The sequence below is a fragment of the Edaphobacter modestus genome, assembly GCF_004217555.1.
In the GTDB taxonomy this organism is placed as follows: domain Bacteria; phylum Acidobacteriota; class Terriglobia; order Terriglobales; family Acidobacteriaceae; genus Edaphobacter; species Edaphobacter modestus.
On the sequence record NZ_SHKW01000001.1, the window covers coordinates 4,726,408 to 4,743,332 of the forward strand.

Annotated in this window: 13 protein-coding genes; 6 read left to right on the top strand and 7 right to left on the bottom strand. The window is 57.8% G+C overall.

Translation table 11 applies throughout. The features are described from left to right. Positions 1–86 precede the first annotated feature (86 nt). The 3 genes from BDD14_RS19970 to BDD14_RS19980 all read right to left on the bottom strand — a co-directional run bounded on the left by BDD14_RS19970 (position 87) and on the right by BDD14_RS19980 (position 4,002). Positions 87–1,151, bottom strand: a complete 1,065-nt coding sequence (locus tag BDD14_RS19970) for a rod shape-determining protein (protein WP_130420560.1) — start codon at positions 1,149–1,151, stop codon at positions 87–89. 126 nt (positions 1,152–1,277) lie between these two features. Next, a complete protein-coding gene (locus BDD14_RS19975; protein WP_165420171.1) occupies positions 1,278–2,423 on the bottom strand; it encodes an acyltransferase family protein in 1,146 nt (381 codons plus the stop codon). A 361-nt stretch (positions 2,424–2,784) separates the two neighbouring features. Next, the gene (locus tag BDD14_RS19980) at positions 2,785–4,002 is read right to left on the bottom strand and encodes an acyltransferase family protein (RefSeq protein WP_130420564.1); all 1,218 of its coding nucleotides are present in this window, start codon (positions 4,000–4,002) and stop codon (positions 2,785–2,787) included. 66 nt (positions 4,003–4,068) lie between these two features. Between BDD14_RS19980 and ald the strand changes: the two genes are divergently transcribed. From ald to BDD14_RS20000, 4 genes are read left to right on the top strand one after another with little or no spacing between them, the layout of a single operon-like run. After that, the gene (ald, locus tag BDD14_RS19985; protein ID WP_130420566.1) at positions 4,069–5,181 is read left to right on the top strand and encodes an alanine dehydrogenase; all 1,113 of its coding nucleotides are present in this window, start codon (positions 4,069–4,071) and stop codon (positions 5,179–5,181) included. A 24-nt stretch (positions 5,182–5,205) separates the two neighbouring features. Continuing rightward, a complete protein-coding gene (locus BDD14_RS19990; RefSeq protein ID WP_130420568.1) occupies positions 5,206–7,584 on the top strand; it encodes a sensor histidine kinase in 2,379 nt (792 codons plus the stop codon). After that, positions 7,581–8,960 (top strand): sigma-54-dependent transcriptional regulator, encoded by a 1,380-nt coding sequence (locus BDD14_RS19995; RefSeq protein ID WP_130420570.1) that lies wholly within the window; start codon positions 7,581–7,583, stop codon positions 8,958–8,960. Before BDD14_RS19990 ends, BDD14_RS19995 begins: the two co-directional genes overlap by 4 nt. A 29-nt stretch (positions 8,961–8,989) precedes the next feature. Then, positions 8,990–10,216, top strand: coding sequence for a TlpA family protein disulfide reductase (locus tag BDD14_RS20000; RefSeq protein ID WP_130420572.1), 1,227 nt, complete (start codon positions 8,990–8,992; stop codon positions 10,214–10,216). Between the two features lie 11 nt (positions 10,217–10,227). Here the strand turns inward: BDD14_RS20000 and BDD14_RS20005 are convergent, their stop codons facing one another. The 4 genes from BDD14_RS20005 to BDD14_RS20020 all read right to left on the bottom strand — a co-directional run bounded on the left by BDD14_RS20005 (position 10,228) and on the right by BDD14_RS20020 (position 14,298). Next, positions 10,228–11,490, bottom strand: a complete 1,263-nt coding sequence (locus BDD14_RS20005; RefSeq protein ID WP_130420574.1) for a Gfo/Idh/MocA family protein — start codon at positions 11,488–11,490, stop codon at positions 10,228–10,230. A gap of 27 nt (positions 11,491–11,517) precedes the next feature. After that, positions 11,518–12,471 carry a sugar phosphate isomerase/epimerase family protein gene (locus BDD14_RS20010; protein WP_242618078.1) on the bottom strand — a complete coding sequence of 318 codons (954 nt, stop codon included), beginning with the start codon at positions 12,469–12,471 and terminating at the stop codon, positions 11,518–11,520. A gap of 143 nt (positions 12,472–12,614) precedes the next feature. Next, positions 12,615–13,658, bottom strand: coding sequence for a GTPase Era (gene era, locus BDD14_RS20015; RefSeq protein ID WP_165420172.1), 1,044 nt, complete (start codon positions 13,656–13,658; stop codon positions 12,615–12,617). Positions 13,659–13,692: 34 nt separating this feature from the next. After that, positions 13,693–14,298 (bottom strand): cytochrome P460 family protein, encoded by a 606-nt coding sequence (locus BDD14_RS20020; protein ID WP_130420580.1) that lies wholly within the window; start codon positions 14,296–14,298, stop codon positions 13,693–13,695. Between the two features lie 128 nt (positions 14,299–14,426). Between BDD14_RS20020 and BDD14_RS20025 the strand changes: the two genes are divergently transcribed. Continuing rightward, positions 14,427–15,527: an alpha/beta hydrolase-fold protein gene (locus tag BDD14_RS20025; protein WP_242618079.1), complete on the top strand. Its 1,101-nt coding sequence runs from the start codon at positions 14,427–14,429 to the stop codon at positions 15,525–15,527. A gap of 84 nt (positions 15,528–15,611) precedes the next feature. Then, positions 15,612–16,922, top strand: a complete 1,311-nt coding sequence (mreC, locus tag BDD14_RS20030; RefSeq protein WP_130420582.1) for a rod shape-determining protein MreC — start codon at positions 15,612–15,614, stop codon at positions 16,920–16,922. Positions 16,923–16,925: the final 3 nt, after the last annotated feature.

Here is a 16,925-nt window from a genome sequence, read left to right on the forward strand (position 1 = left end):
AAAGGCGGACTCAGCTTCATCTTGTCCCGCAAAAGAAAGAGGCCCGGCAGAAAGCCGGGCCACTTTCTTGTCATTCTTATCCAGAATCAGTCGATCGAGATCTTGCGCAGAAGGTTGAAGTCCGAGAGCATCTTTCCGGTTCCAAGCACGACCGAAGCGAGAGGATCGTCGGCGATCGAAACCGGCAGGCCCGTCTCTTCACGGATGCGCTTGTCGAGGTTCTTGATGAGAGCGCCGCCTCCTGTAAGGACGATTCCGCGGTCGGAGATGTCGGCGGAGAGCTCAGGTGGGGTGCGCTCGAGGGCGACACGAATTGCATTGATGATCGTGGAGATGCATTCCGAGAGCGCTTCACGGATCTCGGAGTCATCGATGGTAATCGTCTTGGGGACGCCTTCAATGAGATTGCGGCCCTTCACCTCCATCGACAGCGGCTTGTCGAGCGGATAGGCGGAGCCCAGCTGCATTTTGATCTGCTCGCCGGTGCGCTCGCCAATCAGAAGGTTGTATTTCCGCTTGAGGTAGGTGATGACGGACTCGTCCATCTGGTTTCCCGCCATGCGGACTGAGCGCGAGTAGACGATGCCCGCAAGCGAGATCACGGCGATATCTGTGGTGCCGCCACCGATGTCGACGACCATGTTGCCCCCGGGCTCGGTGATAGGCAGTCCGGCCCCAATTGCTGCGACCATGGCCTGCTCGACAAGATGCACCTCGGAGGCCTTGGCCCTGTAGGCGGAGTCCATGACCGCGCGCTTTTCCACCTGCGTGATCTCAGAAGGAACGCCGATGACGATGCGGGGGTGCACCATCATCTTGCGGTTATGTGCCTTCTGGATGAAGTAGTTCAGCATCTTCTCGGTATGCCGGAAGTCGGCGATGACACCGTCCTTCATGGGCTTGATGGCGACGATGTTGCCAGGAGTTCGGCCGAGCATCTCCTTGGCTTCCTTACCGACCGCTTCGACCTCGTTGGTCACCTTGTTAACGGCGATAATCGAGGGTTCGTTCACGATAATGCCCTTGTTGTGAGCAAAAACAAGGGTATTCGCGGTTCCAAGGTCGATGGCTAGGTCGCTGGAAAAGAGGCTGAAGAGGGACCGCATGTTGTGAATGCGGGAGTAACGAGTCTGAAAGGAGTTCGAAGACATTTGGGCTGTGTGGCTTCCTGATGGAACGGTGATTACGGCTATTGTACGGCCAGAATCAAGCGTCTGTGCGTTGGTCGACGTGGTGCGTCCCATTCCGGGAGAGATTCGGATCTCGCCAGGCTCCGGTCAGACCTTCAACTCTTCGGTGAAGTTGGCTCGATGCTCCCGGAGTTCGGAGTCGTACTCGAAGTTTCGCTTGAAACGCAGGAAACGGACCTCAAAGAAGTCGTAACTGATCTTGGCGACTACGAACGTGACAGCAAAGTTGAGGATGGTGGAGAGAGCATTGGCGAGAACAGATGAGTGAAGCCGTGGCGTGAGGAACGCCACGAATGCGAACCAGCCACCTGCCCAAAGCAAATGGTAGACATAAAAGCCGTAGCTGTATTTTCCCAGCACTTTCAGGGGTCTCAGGTTGAAGAAGCGAAAGGCGGGAGAGGCTGGCCGCAGAGTTGCGCCGATGAGGCCAGAGGATGCAAGAGCCAGCAGCGAGAATCCGGCCGTGTTCAGCCAGGGAGCGTTGAGGGATGGCAGGGCTATGGAAAGAGCGACGAAGATGGCGACCGAGAATAGAAACGCCCATTTGCAACGTCGCTGCCATTCATCTGCATTTTGTCCACGCAGCAGAAGCGCAAGGATCGCGCCAAATAGCAGGGAATCCATGCGGAAGGGAAGCTGATGTACCATCCACGGCTCCAGATGGACGGGCGGTACGGTCTGAACCACCACTAAACGGAGCACGAATGCGAGAGCGGACAGAAGGGCGGCGATCCGAATGAGCCGGATACGGTCCTTGACGAGCCAGACCACCAGCGGCCAGATCAGGTAGAACTGCTCTTCCACGCAAAGAGACCAAAAATGAATCAAATGAGCCGACGCGGCAGGATGAGTCGTAGAGTGGATCGTCTCAAGAGCGGGATTGGCCGCCAGGGAGAAATTGCCCAGGTAGATCAGAAACAGCGAATGACCGGCCTGCCATTGGTAGTGGAGGATAGGGGTCAGTACCAGAAAGATAGAAAATACAAGATAGAAGATGGGAAAGATACGGACACTGCGGCGTGCGAAAAAGCGTGTGAAGTAGTGGGAGTCTGCGCGCGTGTCGAAGAGAATGCCCGTAATCAGAAAGCCTGAGAGCGTGAAAAACAGGTCGACGCCCATCCACCCACGAAGTCGCAGCTGATTGATGAGATTCAGCACCGTGCCGCCGTGAGTTCCCCCGCCATAGTGCAGGGCGAAGACCATCACGATTGCCAGCGCCCGGATCCCGTCCAAAGCAGGAAAACGTGATTTGTAATCTATAGGTGCAAAATGACGTGCGGGGGAGGTCATTGCGGTCAGTATATGGGATAGCTACTGCAGCACGGTAACAGGTTACAGGAAGCCTAGATACAACCCAATGTCGGAACAAAAGCCCCTTGGTTAAGCGGACATGGCTGGCTCGCAGATCAGCAGGGTGTATTTTGGCCCTGTGGCAGGGGAATACACCTCAACCAGCAGTTGTCGGCCGTATGGACCGACTGCGAGCAGACGATGCCGCCTGGGGGAAAGGCTCACGATGTCGTGGTTCCACCACCGATATCGGCCAGAATTAGGTGGTTGCGTCATGCCTCTCGCGTCCATTCCGAGAAGGGCTTCATGCCTTGACGGAGGGCGAGGTATCTCCGCTGGTCAGGAAGTCCGGCCTCTTTTTGATTGGGAGGGAGAGGTGGGCCTCTACCCAGGTCCGGACACGGTCGGTATGAAATTCAGTAAGCGATGCAATGATCCATGCGTAAAGAATGACCGTGGCAAGGATTGCAAGAGCGATAGCGTGGTGGGGTATGTTTGCCGGGCTCCAAAGGTGGTCGCCCACGAACAGAGCTGTGAGGAAAAGTAGAGCGGGAATATGAACGACGTAGAGGGTGTAGGAAAAGCGCGAAATCTGCCGTGAGAAGCGGGTAAAGGATGAATCGGTCGCCCGAGTGCGGGCAGAGAGGATGATCCAGAAGAAAACGAAGGTAGCGATGCCGAGAATGTAGTCCTGCGTAAGGCCGGACAGAGGGTGAAGTTTCGTAGATCCCATGAGTAGAAGGAGATATACGGCTGAGGCGACAGCCCTTGTCCGGCGACCGAACGAAGGTGGAGAAATGCGTGCCAGCAGGGCTCCCGCGAGCCAGACCGGGAACAGTCCGAGGAGAGTAGATCGGACGAACCAGGCGATACCGAGAAAAAGGGCTAAGTAGAGAACTCGCCGGGGGATTGAGACGGGGTGATTGGAGTTGCGCGTAAGCGCCAGCCAGAGAAGAGGAAAGAGAATGTAATACCAGAACTCATTGGCCAGACTCCAAAGAGATCCATTCGATCCAAAGAGGGGGACCAGAACGGTTTGGAGGAACGCGAGGTTCCCGAAGAAAACATGAGGCGAGAGGTTCTGCGCGATGTCGAGATTGTGGTTCTTTGGAATTGCCGTGGCGTAGAGAGCGGTGGTACGCCGAAGGTACAGCCCGATCCAATCCCACAGGCCACCAAGTAGAAGGCCTGGAACCAAGACTACCCAGAGGCGGACGAAACGGTGGGTAAGATAAGTGCGCCAATGCCAGGTGCCGCGCTCGAGGGAGCGAAAGATGCTGCCGCTGATGAGATATCCGCTAAGAACGAAGAAGATGAGGACGGCCTGATGGCCGGCACCAGCGAGGACGTAGGGCACAGCGAAGATCAGCCGATGAGAAAGGATCTTCGGATAATCCACAAAGAACAGGATCTTCCAATGAGAAATCAGGACGAGAATTGCGGCCAGACCGCGGATCAGGTCCAGCAGAACGGAGGAGGTCGTATGTTGGAAGCTTACTGCTTCACGGTTGGGGAGGCCCATATACTAAGCCCAGAATAGCTTAGGATCCAAAATAGATACAATTAAGACTTGGAGTAATGATCGAACATGATTATTGGTGTCCCTAAGGAAGTTAAGGATCATGAAAGCCGTGTGGGTGTAACCCCGGCAGGAGCAAAGGCTCTGATAGAGGCTGGTCACAAGGTTCTGGTTGAGCATGATGCCGGGGCGCTCTCGGCCATGCCGGACGATGAATATCAGGATGCGGGCGCTGAAATCGTAGGCTCGGCATACGACGTCTGGCGCCTGGCCGACATGGTGGTGAAGGTTAAGGAGCCTGTGGAGAAGGAGTACAGGCACTTCCGCGAGGGACTGGTGCTGTTTACCTATCTGCACCTTGCCCCGATAAAAGACCTGACGGATGCGCTTCTGGATAAAAAGGTTACAGGCATTGCCTACGAAACCGTACGTGATCGTGCGGGAGCCTTGCCATTGTTGACCCCGATGAGCGAGGTCGCGGGCCGGTTAAGTGTCCAGGTGGGCGCGGAGTATCTGACGAAGGAACATGGCGGCCGCGGCCTGCTGCTGGGAGGCGTTCCAGGCGTTCCGCCGGCGAACGTGTGCATCATCGGCGGCGGGGTCGTCGGGACGAATGCAGCGAAAATAGCATTGGGAATGGGTGCCAAGGTTACCCTGGTCGATCTGAATCTGAACCGGCTGCGGGAGCTGGACGATATCTTCAACGGCCGCGTATTCACCATGGCTTCGAACAGTTACAACATCGGGCGTGCCGTCTCTGAGGCAGATCTGCTCATCGGGGGAGTACTGATCCCCGGAGCGGCGGCGCCGAAGATTGTCACCCGGGCGATGGTTGAGAAGATGAAGAAAGGGGCAGTCGTCGTGGATGTTGCAATCGACCAGGGCGGTTGCATCGAGACAGCGCATCCGACAACCCACAGCGATCCCTCGTATGAAGTCAACGGCGTGGTGCATTATTGCGTGACCAACATGCCGGCGGCGGTACCGAACACGTCTACTCTGGCGCTTACCAATGCGACCTTCCCCTATGTCATGAAGCTGGCGAAATTGGGCGCAACGGCGGCGATCCAGGAGGACAATGGAATCGCGGAAGGCGTCAATACCTATGCCGGCGTGTTGACCTATGAAGCGGTTGCGGCGGCGCAACAGCGGGATTGGAAGAGCGTGGGAGACCTGGTTTAGTCGGCCCAGGGCGCGGAGGCATCGATGAACGACAACAGGCGGAAGGTACTGAGCATCGCGCTGGGAACCTGTCTGCTTGTGCTGTCGGCAGCTCTTGCAACCTTGAACGCTTTCAATAAGCGGTTCCTCGATCCGGAGACCACGGGACAGATCTTCATCTATACCGGTCTCTCGATCGTGGCGTTTCTTCTCTTCGTTGCAGTCCTGGTGATGCTGGTCCGCAATGTGCTGAAGCTCTATGCGGACCAGCGCAGCCGCGTGATGGGGACGAGGCTGCGCACGCGGATGCTCTGGGGGGCAGTTTTGGTTAGCCTGCTTCCTATCTCTTTCATGTTTGCCTTCAGCTATCTTCTGCTGAACCGCGCTGTGGAACGATGGTTCTCGCAGCCGGTAACCGAGATGCGCGATGCCAGTACGAACATGGCATTCGAGCTGGCGCGATACACGACGGCGAATGCGAGAGCCGAAGCAGAATCGATCGCAACGACGCTGCCCGACGTCGGCGATAACTCTACTGCAACTCGGTACTCGAATGCCGTCCAAACGGTCTTGCGACGGCATGAGATTACCCTCCAGAGCGGGTTTGTCGCCGTCTATCAAGATCAGCGGTTCGTAGCTTCTTTTCAGATGCCGAAAGAAAATGGCGCCTCCGCGCGCGTAAAGTCGTGGGTCCCTGAGGCAAAGACTTCGCAGCAGCAGAGCCGGAGCCCTGACGTTACTCCGAACGTGGAAAGCGATTCGAAAGATGACGCCATCTTCACTGCAGCGCGGCGCAGCGATGCTCCGGTCTTCAGCGTAGGCGATACGGATTACGCCTTGGGTACAGCCACTGCAAAAGGGGGCGTGATCGTGGTGGTGGGGCTGCCGATGCCGCATGGAATGGCGGATACGATGACCAGCCTCCGGACGGCCGCCGACACCTATTGGGCGCTCTTCCGCAGCAGGCGGCAGCTGCGGAATCTCTACATGCTTCTGCTCCTGATGATGACGAGTCTGGCACTGTTTTCCTCCAGTTGGCTGGCGCTGCATCTCTCCAAACAGGTGACCAAACCCGTGGAGGCACTCGCCGATGCCATGGCCGCGATTGCCGCCGGCGACTACGCTCACAGGGTGAAGGAGAGCGCAACCCAGGAACTGGGTGAGCTGGTGCGGAGCTTCAATCACATGGCCGCCGATCTTGAAGGCAGCCGCAGGGCCGTCGAGGAGTCGACGATCCAACTAAGCGCAGCCAACGCGGCTCTCGAGGCACGCAGGGGCGAACTGGAGACGATGCTCGAGACGATTCCGAATGGTGTGGCGACGCTGGATGCGGAGCGGAGAATCATTCTCACCAACCGGGCTCTCAGCGAGATGATTGATCCCGGCGGGCAACGGCCATTCCTGGGCCTGGGCATGCAGGAGGTCTTTCCGCTCGATGTCGCCGAGGTGCTGGACCGCCTGATCAAGCGAAGCCACCGCATGGGTTCGGCCTCCAGCGAGATCGAGATGACGGTTCCAGGAAACGAAGGATTCGGCGGTCCACGCAACCTTCTTGCGACGGTTGCGCTTCTCGAAACAACGGTCGGCCAGGAGCGTATGCGCCGTGAGCACCGGGGATACGTCATTGTGATCGAAGACGCCACGGAGCTGCTGCGGGCGCAAAAGCAGTCGGCCTGGAAGGAGGTGGCGCGCCGCGTGGCGCATGAGATCAAGAATCCCCTTACCCCTATCGGCCTCAGCGCAGAGCAGATTCGCAGGCATATCGATCGAGTGGCCGAGACCTTGCGATTTCATCAGATCGATTCCCCATCGCCAGCGGTGATCCGGCGGTGCAGCGAGGTGATCTCGAGCTCGGTGGAAAGTATGCGATCGCTCGTCGACCAGTTCTCGGCGCTTGCGGAGTTTCCAACCGCACAGCCTCGGCCCGCGGATCTGAATACGATTGTTGAAAACTCGCTGGCGATGTTTGCCGGCCGGATGCAGACGATTACCGTCATCAAGCGGATAAGTAAAGGACTTCCCCTTGTGATGGCCGATCCGGAAGCGCTGAAGCGAGCCCTCGGAAACCTGATCGACAACGCCGCGGAGGCGATGCAGTCCAGCCTGCTGCGAGAGCTGAGGATTACGACGAGCCTGTCGGAGAATGGAATGGTAGAGCTGACCGTGGCGGATACGGGTTCCGGTCTGACGGACGAGATGAGGGAACGATTGTTCCTACCGTATTTTTCGACGAAGCAGCGCGGTACCGGACTCGGTCTGGCCATTGCGGCGAAGATTATTCAGGAGCATCAGGGAACGATTCGCGCGGAGAAGAATGTCCCTGCCGGGGCGAAGTTCATCATCGAGTTGCGAGCCGCAACCGCCGTCGAAGTTGACGCAGAATCAGCTCCAGCCGCACACGTAAACGGAGGAGTGATCGCTTGAATCACATTCTGATCGTCGATGACGAAGGAGAGATTCGCGAGTCGCTCGAAGGAATTCTGCGCGAAGAGGGTTACCTCGTGACCACCAGTGCCACGGCGACCGAGGCACTGGAACTGGTCCGCGACGCCGACTATGACGTGGTGCTACTGGATATCTGGCTTCCGGATCGTGACGGGTTGGAGACGCTCGGCGAGATTCGCAGGATGGAAATCGCTGCCGTGCCAGAGGTGGTCATCATTAGCGGCCACGGCACCATTGAGGCCGCGGTACGGGCGACGAAGCTTGGCGCGTATGACTTCCTTGAGAAGCCATTGTCGCTTGAACGCACGTTGATCGTCGTCAACAATGCCATGCGCGCACGGCAGATGCGCGAGGACAACGCAGAATTCGCCCGTCAGCTGGCGGTCAAAGGGAACGTGACCGGGCAAAGCGTCGCGATGAAGGCGCTGCGGCAACAGATCCAGTTGATGGCCCCAACCAATGGGCGCGTCCTCATCTTTGGCGAGAGCGGTACTGGCAAGGAGCTGATCGGAAGAGCGATGCACGCGTCAAGCCTTCGTAAAGATCGCCCCTTCGTCGAGCTCAACTGCGCCGCGATCCCGGAGGATTACATCGAGAGCGAGTTATTTGGCTACCGGCATGGCGCGGTTCCCGGCGGACCCCAGGAGAAGCGCGGAACCTTCGAGCGTGCCGATGGAGGAACGCTGTTTCTCGATGAGGTGGGTGACATGAGCCTCAAGACGCAGGCGAAGGTCCTGCGGGCTCTCGACGAACAGAGATTTCTTCCCGTGGGTGCCTCGCATCCGGTTCACGTCGACGTGCGTGTGATCGCCGCAACCAACAAAGACCTCGAAGAGGAGATCGCTCGCGGCAACTTCCGCGAAGACCTCTTCTACCGCCTGAATGTGATTCCGTTTTACGTCCCGCCGCTGCGCGATCGAAAGGAAGACATACCGCTGCTGGTGAAGGAATTCCTGGAAGAGTTCGGCCCGCGCTACGGAAGGCCGCACGTGGAGATGAACGAAGAAGCGCTGACAGCTCTCAGGCAATACCATTGGCCGGGCAATGTGCGCGAGCTTCGAAATCTCGTGGAGAGGGTGCTGATCCTGAATCCAAAGGTTCAGAGAATCGAAAAGAAACACATACCCATGCTGGTGTATCGCGGACCCAAGCTAACCGAATCGGGAAAGATCAACACGAAGACGGAGGAGTTCTCGAGCCTGGTTGAGGCGAGGGAGGCCTACGAGCGTGAGTTCATCCTGAAGAAGCTCGATGAGGTGCACGGGAATATCAGCCGCGCAGCGGAAGGCTTGGGGCTGGAGCGGAGCCATCTTTATCGCAAGATGAAGGCGCTCGGAGTGAACGTGAAGGAGTAAACTTCGATCGATCCAATCTGGAGGAGCCATTGCGATTCTCATCCTTTGCGTTCTGTTCCATTCTCGTGACCGCAACGTGTGCACAGGCGCAGACCCAGACCGTTCAGCAGTTCACCGATCCGATCCTCCTTCTCCAGGCGGTAGCGAAGACCTATGCCGCCCCAGTCGATACCTTCCAAGTGGAAGCGATAGAGGAGACGGTCAGAGAAAATGAGTATTTGCATGAACGACGAACCGTCTATCGCACCGCGATCAAAGGGCCGGGGAAACAATACCGCATCGAGACGCATTCGGGCGACGGTTCTTACATTCAAGTATCGGACGGCGAGACCGAGTGGATTTCAAGCATTGAAGGGAAGTCGTTTGTAAAGGAGCCTGTTCCCGAGAACTGGCCTACCATGCCTCGAATCGTGTCTGCAGGAAGTATGGAGCTAAGCAGTGCCTGGAGAATGCGCGCTTATTTGAAGGCCGAAGCCTCTAACTTCAAGCGGGCCAGTTTTCTTCCAGAAGAGACGATTCAGATAGAAGATCACACTTTCTCTTGCTATGTCGTTCATGCTTTCAGCGGCGACAGTGATGGTGCTGCGCCCACGCGGCCTTATTCTGAGTTCACCTTCTGGATTGATAAAAAAGCCCTCGTATTTCGAAAACAGGTGCAGCAGTTACATGGCTACGCGATCAACTCTGATCACCATATCCATATTCCAGTTGATGATCAGATAACGACGGTTTATCCCGTAATGGACGTTCAACCGAAACTGAATTCTGCACTCTTTCATTTCTCGCCACCTGCGGACAGTACAATCGCCGGTTTCGTCGGTAAACAGGCCCCTGATGTGCGGTTTTTGTCAAAAGACGGGAGCGGTGTCTCGTTGAAGTCCTACGAAGGCAAGCCAGTTCTGATTGATTTTTGGGCGACGTGGTGCGCACCGTGTATTCAGGCAATGCCGGCGTTGGCGCGTTTGTACGCGGATGCGAAGGAAAAAGGGCTCGTCCTGCTCTCCGTCGATGAGGATATGGCGGCGGAGAGTGCTGCCCGTTATTTTGAGCAACATCACTACAACTGGACCAACTATCACGACGACGGCACGATTGGAAAAGCATTTTGGGAAGAAGGGCTCCCATTCACAATTCTGATCGATGCCAAAGGCAAGGTAACTTACTATGGCTTCGGGGGCAATGATCTGGCGTTACGATCCGCGATTGCTGCGCTCGGACCAGAGTTCAGTTCGGTCAAAATGGCGGCTGGACAGTAAGAGAATTTCGCTCAGCTGAACTGAGCGAGATTCATACCCAGCGTATAAGCCTCGGTATCTGCCTCAATCTCCTGCCATGTGACAGTGCGGCCGGTCTCGGCCGATTTGCGGGCCATCATGCAGCTTCGGGCAGTCTCGACTCCGGCGGCAATCTGGTTCTGGAGCTTGCCGGTAACAATGCTCTGCACGAAGTCGCGATCTTTCATAGCGTCAGCCTCGGCGAGATTATCTGTGAACGCTCCATTCGCGGCGAATTGGCCCGTGGGTGCAGCAGTGTTCGAACTCCACGCCCATGGCTGCGTTCCGCGGATCTGAAGAGCGCCGCTGTAAGGAGCCTCGGCGAGACCCTCGGAGCCGAAGAAGCGCTCGGAGACATCGAAGAAGTTGTTCTTGCTGAACTGCGTCGAGGAGAAACTAAGCTCCACCCCCTCGGGATAGGTAAAGATCACCTCGTAGTTGTCGGAGGTGTTTCCGGGATTCTGCACTACCTTGCGGCTGCTCTTCGCATAGGCGGCGATCGGATGCGTTCCCATCACCCAATTGCAGACATCGATGACGTGGATGTTCTGCTCAAGCAGAATGTCACCGGAGAGATTGCGGTAAAGCAGCCAGTTGCGCAGGCGGTACTCGTCCGACGAGGGCGCGCCGCGATCGACCATAACCGCTGGAGGCGAATTGTAGAACGCCGCGATCTGGGCCATCTTTCCGATCTGGCCCGCATGGATGCGGCGAACGAGCTCGACGAACGGCGGTGCAGAGCGAATCTGGAAGCCGACGGCCATACTCACCTTGCCGTTTTCTCGGCGCGCAATTTCGAGCGCGCGGCGAGTCTGCGGAATATCGACGCCGACGGGCTTCTCGCAGTAGGCATGTTTTCCTGCGGCCGTGACGGTATCGAGGTGTTCGACGTGGAAGAAGGGCGGTGTCGAAATCTGGATGGCATCAACGTCAGAGCACGCGGCGATCGCTTTGGATGCCTCGTGGCCGCGGAACATGCGGCGGGCGTCGATGGCAGGAAGATTGAGCGAGGCATTCACGGCATCGAAGTGCTGCTTCGCCGTGGCGAGTTGATCGGGAAAGATGTCCGCGAGGGCGACGATCTCGACGCCGGCATTCTTTGCGAACGATGTTGCCACCGAGGTGCCGCGCCGGCCGCATCCAAGCAGACCCCAGCGCACGCGGGAGTTTGCAGCGTAGCTGAAGGCGGTCTCGGGCTTCACAAACATCAGGCCGTACGCGCCGGCCGCTCCCTGCATGAACTTGCGTCGATCCATTTGGTCTGATCCTTCGGGCTTGTGGGATTATGCGCTCTTACGCTGAGCCAGGATGCGCTCAAGGTAAATCTTTTCCTCGCGAACGTCTTCGACCTGCTGCGGTCCGGAGGTCTCGCGCTCGATGCTGACGGCGCCCTTATAGCCCGCTGCACGAAGGCCGCTGAAGACCTTGGCGAAGTCGACTTCGCCCTTGCCGATGACGACCTCTTTGCCCAACTCGAGCGGGTCCGTGGGCCACATCCCGTCCTTGGCATGCATCGCGCGCGCGTAGGGACCAAGAATCTTTACCGCATCCACGGGGTTCGCTTTGCCGTACAAGATGAGATTCGCGGTATCGAGACCCACGCCCAGCGCGGGATGATTGACGTCCCGGATGACGCGCAGCATGGTTGTCGGTGTCTCCTGGCCGGTCTCCATCAAAAAACTCTGCCCGTTGCCGGCGCAGTGCAACGTGAGCTCGCGAATGGCCTGAACGGTCTCCTCGTAGAGGCCGTCCTTCGGATTCTCCGGAATAAAGCCGCAGTGGGTCTGAACCTGGTCGATGCCCAGCTGCTTTCCGAAGTCTGAGACCTGCTTGAGTGCATCGATACGCGCCGCACGATAGGCGCGCGGAACAACCCCTATGGTCGATGGCCCTTCAACGAAGTTCCACTTCAGCGGCAAGGGACGAACAACCTCGACGGTAGTTGCGACGATCTGGTGTTTGTCGAGAGCATCGCGCATCGTGGTCACAAGCGCCGGGGTGAACTTGCCGATGTAATCGTCGAGCGAGAGAAAGCAAGTAGGGATGCCGAGCTGACGGACGAGAGCGATCTTCTTTTCAGGATCGGGGAAAGGCTTGATGAGCAGACCGAGAGCGAAGGGTTCGTACTTGTTCGCTGTCGTTTTCACTTGAGCGAAGGCATCGTGCTGGAGCGCGAGCGCAGCAGCAGCCTGTGCGCTGAGCTTCAAAAACCTGCGGCGATCGGTCTTGTGGCACACGTGCAACAGCTCTCCCCTCTCTTTTGAGAGTGAAATCTTTCCAGCCTGGGATGCTTCCGTCAGAGGTAACGAAAGGCGACGATTCTTCATTTGGAAGGAGGATATGAGCTTACTTTAAGAGCGTCAAGTGCGAGAGTGAGGTCCTACTTGTCCACCTGCTTTGCCGCGATCTCTTCAAGCTGACGGCGCCAGTCGAGATCTTCGACGAAGCTGGCAGAGCTGCGCCAGTCTTCGTGTACCTTCACAAAGAGCTCAAGGAAGACTCGTGTGCCCAGTAAGGATTCGATCTCTTTGCGCGCCGTGGTGCCGATGCGTTTGAGCATCTCGCCGTTCTTGCCGATGAGGATGGCCTTCTGACCGGCTCGCTCGCAAAAGATGGCCGCAGCGATTTTGGTGACGGGCAGCTTGCCATCCTTTGTCTTTCTCATCGATGCAGGTTCTTCGTACCTTTCGATAACAACCGCAGTTGCGTATGGCACCTCTTCGCCTGTAAGAAGAAGAATCTTCTCGCGGATGATCTCGGCGACGAGAAAGCGCTCGGGCTGATCGGTGAGCTGATGCTTGGGGAAGTAACGCTGGCCTTCGGGGAGCTGCGCGACCGTCTGATCGAGCAGAAGGTCCAGACCCTGCTTCTTTTTTGCAGAAATCGGAATCACCGCCGCGAAATTATGCAGCGAGCTCCAGTGTGCAATCAGCGGCAGAAGATCGGCCTTGGCAACGGAATCGATCTTATTGAGTACGAGAAGCACCGGGCAGGTGAGTTTGCGCACGAACGTCATCGCGAAGTCATCTTCTGCGGCGGAGAGTTTGCGGCGTCGAGCGGTGGGAGACTGGTTGGTCTCGTCATTCTCTCGGGGAAGACGATGCGTAACATCGACGAGAAAAAGTACGAGGTCGCGCGCCTCGAGGGCGTCGTGGACCTCCTGCATCATGCGGCGGTCAAGCTGTGTGGCAGGCTTGTGGATGCCCGGTGTATCCACAAGTACGATCTGTGCCGCAGGGTGGCCCGCGTCGGTGCGAGTCTTCTTTCGAAGAGGAACCTCAAGAACGCCGTGGATGCGGGTGCGCGTCGTCTGCGGCTTGTGAGTGACTATGGCAAGCTTTTGGCCGAGCAGGGCGTTGAGCAGGGTGGACTTGCCCGCGTTGGGGCGGCCAATGATGGAGACGAAACCGGAACGGAATGCCATTCCACTTATTATGCGCTGCTGCAGCCTGATTTCTTTACTTCGAATCCCCAGGAACAGACAACTTCTTCAGATATTCCGCGCTAAGCGTGCCCTTGTCCTTTGCTTTTTCAAGCAGCGTCGGATAGAACTGCACGAACGTGGTGTCCACAGCGGCGTGCTGTTCATGGCAGGAGTAGCACGACGCGGTACGGGGGAAGGGCCTGCCGCTCACTGGGTTATCGAAGCCGTAGAAGGTCCAGCCCCCGCCCTGCTCCTTATCCTTGACATGAACCTCGAGTCCCATAACGCTGGCCGATTGGGTGTGACCGCGCTTGTTGATGGAGATGTCTTTCTCTGCGCCGCGATTTTCAAGCACCAGAACTGTTTTGTCGGGCCATGTTCCTGTCTCAAGAAACGACCGGTAGGCGCTGGGGTTGACGAAGACATTGTCGAAGACCGAGCGAGTTGCATCGTCTGTCGTGGAGTAGCTCATGTCGATGCCCGAGGTGAGGAAGACCCACTCGCGGTACTTCTCGGGGAATTTGAGATCTCCCTCTGCCGTATACGCCGGAGCGTCGCCGAGATTGGGCGCCTTCATGGGCTGCTTTTTGCCCGGTTGGGGAGTTGCAAACAGAAGAAGGAGCAGGAGCGAACGAAGCATCTGAGGCCTCAGTCGTGAATCTTCAAGGTGGAGGGATTATACGAGCGGCCCCGCAGGTTCGTTCCTTCGATCTCAAATGTCCCAGGCTCTGGGCTAAACTTCTCGCGTAGGACAGAGGTGGCTTCTGTATGAGGATCGGAGGGATACTGTCGGCCCTGCTCTGGTGCGCAATGCCGCTGACCGCGCTAGCGACACCGGACTTCCGCTCCACGGAGGTCCATGCGGACCGCAGCGTCACCTTCCGCTTCTACGAGCCTCATGCGGCTCGCGTCGACCTGGTGCTCGAGAATCGCGCTGACCGACTCCCCATGCAGAAGAGCGCCGACGGTGTATGGAGTGTCACTACAGCCTCACTCCGACCCGAGATCTATGGATACAGGTTCGCGATCGACGGGCAGGCGCGGACGGTTCACGATCCTCAAAATCAGATACGGCGGTATGGAAACGATCTTCTCCTGATTCCAGGAAAGCCGCCGCAACCATGGGAGGAGGCCGGATCGCCAACCGGTGCCGTACGAAGCCATTCCTATACATCCAAAGTGGTTACGGGGCTTCCCGGCAACCGGAGTGAGTTCGTGGTCTATACCCCACCAGGCTACGATCTGAAGGCCAAACCGTATCCGGTACTGTACCTGCTGCATGTGTGGGGAGACCGGTCGGATAGCTGGAATCAGTTCGGACAGGCAAACCTCATCCTCGACAACCTGATAGCACAAGGCAAAGCGCGTTCCATGGTCGTCGTGATGCCGCTGGGCTATGGCGAAAGGAAGTTCGCCGACGATTACGGCCTATGGGGCGACCATGTGGCTGTGGAGAGGAACCTACGGCTGTTTGAAAAGGCTCTCCTGACAGAGGTAATGCCTCAGGTCGAGTCGATCTATAACGTGAGAAAGGATGCCGTTGGAACGGCCATCCTGGGAGCATCGATGGGCGGGCTCGAAAGCACCGTCATCGGCCTCAGTCACCCTGACCGCTTCGGTTGGGTCGGGGGCGAGAGCTCGGCACTGATAAATCTGGACTTTGATACGGAAATACCGTCGTTTACGAAGTCTGCCCGTCCGGTATGGATGGTCTGCGGACGGGAAGATGAGCTTCTGGAGAGTAACCGACGGCTGGCGACCTGGCTTCAGGGCAAAGGTCAGGCGGTCCGGTTTGAGGAGCCGGAAGGAACGCACAGCTACATCGTCTGGCGCGAAGGTCTGGTCCAGTTCGCCTCGACGATCTTCTGAAATCATTTTCGGGAGACCTTGCCCGAGGCATCAGAAGCGCCAACCTCCGCGGGAGGCTCACTCGCGGGATAATTAGGGAAACCCATGGAGTCTTTCTTCTCTCGATACAAAAATGTGCTGGTTCTGGTGGCTGTGCTGCTGGCTCAGACCATCGGCCTCGCCATTCAGGTTCGCAGGCCGGCTGAGGTGGGTGCGCCAGACGGAAAGAAGGTGACTCTCTTCCGGAGCTGGGTGGTCGGCGCAGTGACACCGATTGAGCGCTTTTTTGACTCCATCGGCTACAACGTGCGCCATGGCTGGTCGAACTATGTCGACCTTCGTGACACGCGGCAGCAGAACCGCCAGCTGAACGATGAAGTCGCGCGGTTGCGCCTTGAGCAGGCACAACTCGCCGAGGACGCTCTGCAGGGACATCGTCTGCAGACGATGCTGAACTTTCAGCGAAACTACGTAACCTCAACGGTTGCCGCGCAAGTGATCGGAACCAGCGGAACCGATCAATCCCGTGTGTTGTACCTCGACAAGGGAGCGGCGGAGGGATTGAAGGTCGATCAGGCAGTCATGACGCCCGATGGAATCGTAGGCAAGATTCGTGTGGCTTTTCCTCATACAGCCCAGGTTCTGCTGATTAATGATCCGACCTCTGGTGCGGGAGTTCTGCTGGCCTCCACCCGGATACGGGCAATTTTGCGGGGTAGCCAGGTCGGGCATATTGTGATCACCAACCTGACCCCCGATTCTCGTATTAAAACCGGAGAGAAGGTCCTCACCTCGGGGGGAGACCAGGTGTATCCGCGCGGGTTGAGCGTGGGTACGATCGAATCCATCGCTCCGGACCCGGACCATCAGCCCTACACCATCATCCAGGTGAAGCCGTCGACCAACCTTTTTCAGATCGAAGAGGTTCTGGTGATTACTGGAACCCAGGGCGATCTGCCGGCGGTTGCCCAGAAGGATCTGGCACAGGGAGTGGCAACGGCGAAGGAGATCGCCGCGGCGAAGGCGGCCGCCGACGAGGCTGCGGCCGAGGCCGCGGCAAGATCCGCTGCGCAGATTATCGCCGAGAAGCTGCCGAGCATTCACGAGGGAGAGACGGCGGAACAGAGCGCCTCCCCGGATGCCAAGCCTGCACCGACGACCCCGGCTGTGCCGAAGCCGCCGCCAACGATGCATCCTGATCGCTACACCACGGGCACGACGCCTCCGGCATCGTCTCTGAAGCCGGGAGCCGAACATGAGGCTCCCAGCTACGCGCCGATGGTGCCTCGTCCGGAGCGGGGGATTTCGCAGTCTCAGCCTCGGAGCGAGGGAGAGGATTCTCCACCGGCGACGGACGCACCGCCGGCGCCAAAGCAGCGTCAGCCAAAGCCTGAGAGCGCAAACCCGGACAACTAAACT

What these genes read in the sequence shown, in the direction of transcription:
- BDD14_RS19970 (WP_130420560.1), bottom strand. Translation starts at nt 1,151, where the DNA reads ATGTCTTCGAACTCCTTTCAGACTCGTTACTCCCGCATTCACAACATG.
- BDD14_RS19980 (WP_130420564.1), bottom strand. Translation starts at nt 4,002, where the DNA reads ATGGGCCTCCCCAACCGTGAAGCAGTAAGCTTCCAACATACGACCTCC.
- ald (WP_130420566.1), top strand. Translation starts at nt 4,069, where the DNA reads ATGATTATTGGTGTCCCTAAGGAAGTTAAGGATCATGAAAGCCGTGTG.
- BDD14_RS19990 (WP_130420568.1), top strand. Translation starts at nt 5,206, where the DNA reads ATGAACGACAACAGGCGGAAGGTACTGAGCATCGCGCTGGGAACCTGT.
- BDD14_RS20005 (WP_130420574.1), bottom strand. Translation starts at nt 11,490, where the DNA reads ATGGATCGACGCAAGTTCATGCAGGGAGCGGCCGGCGCGTACGGCCTG.
- era (WP_165420172.1), bottom strand. Translation starts at nt 13,658, where the DNA reads ATGGCATTCCGTTCCGGTTTCGTCTCCATCATTGGCCGCCCCAACGCG.
- BDD14_RS20020 (WP_130420580.1), bottom strand. Translation starts at nt 14,298, where the DNA reads ATGCTTCGTTCGCTCCTGCTCCTTCTTCTGTTTGCAACTCCCCAACCG.
- BDD14_RS20025 (WP_242618079.1), top strand. Translation starts at nt 14,427, where the DNA reads ATGAGGATCGGAGGGATACTGTCGGCCCTGCTCTGGTGCGCAATGCCG.
- mreC (WP_130420582.1), top strand. Translation starts at nt 15,612, where the DNA reads ATGGAGTCTTTCTTCTCTCGATACAAAAATGTGCTGGTTCTGGTGGCT.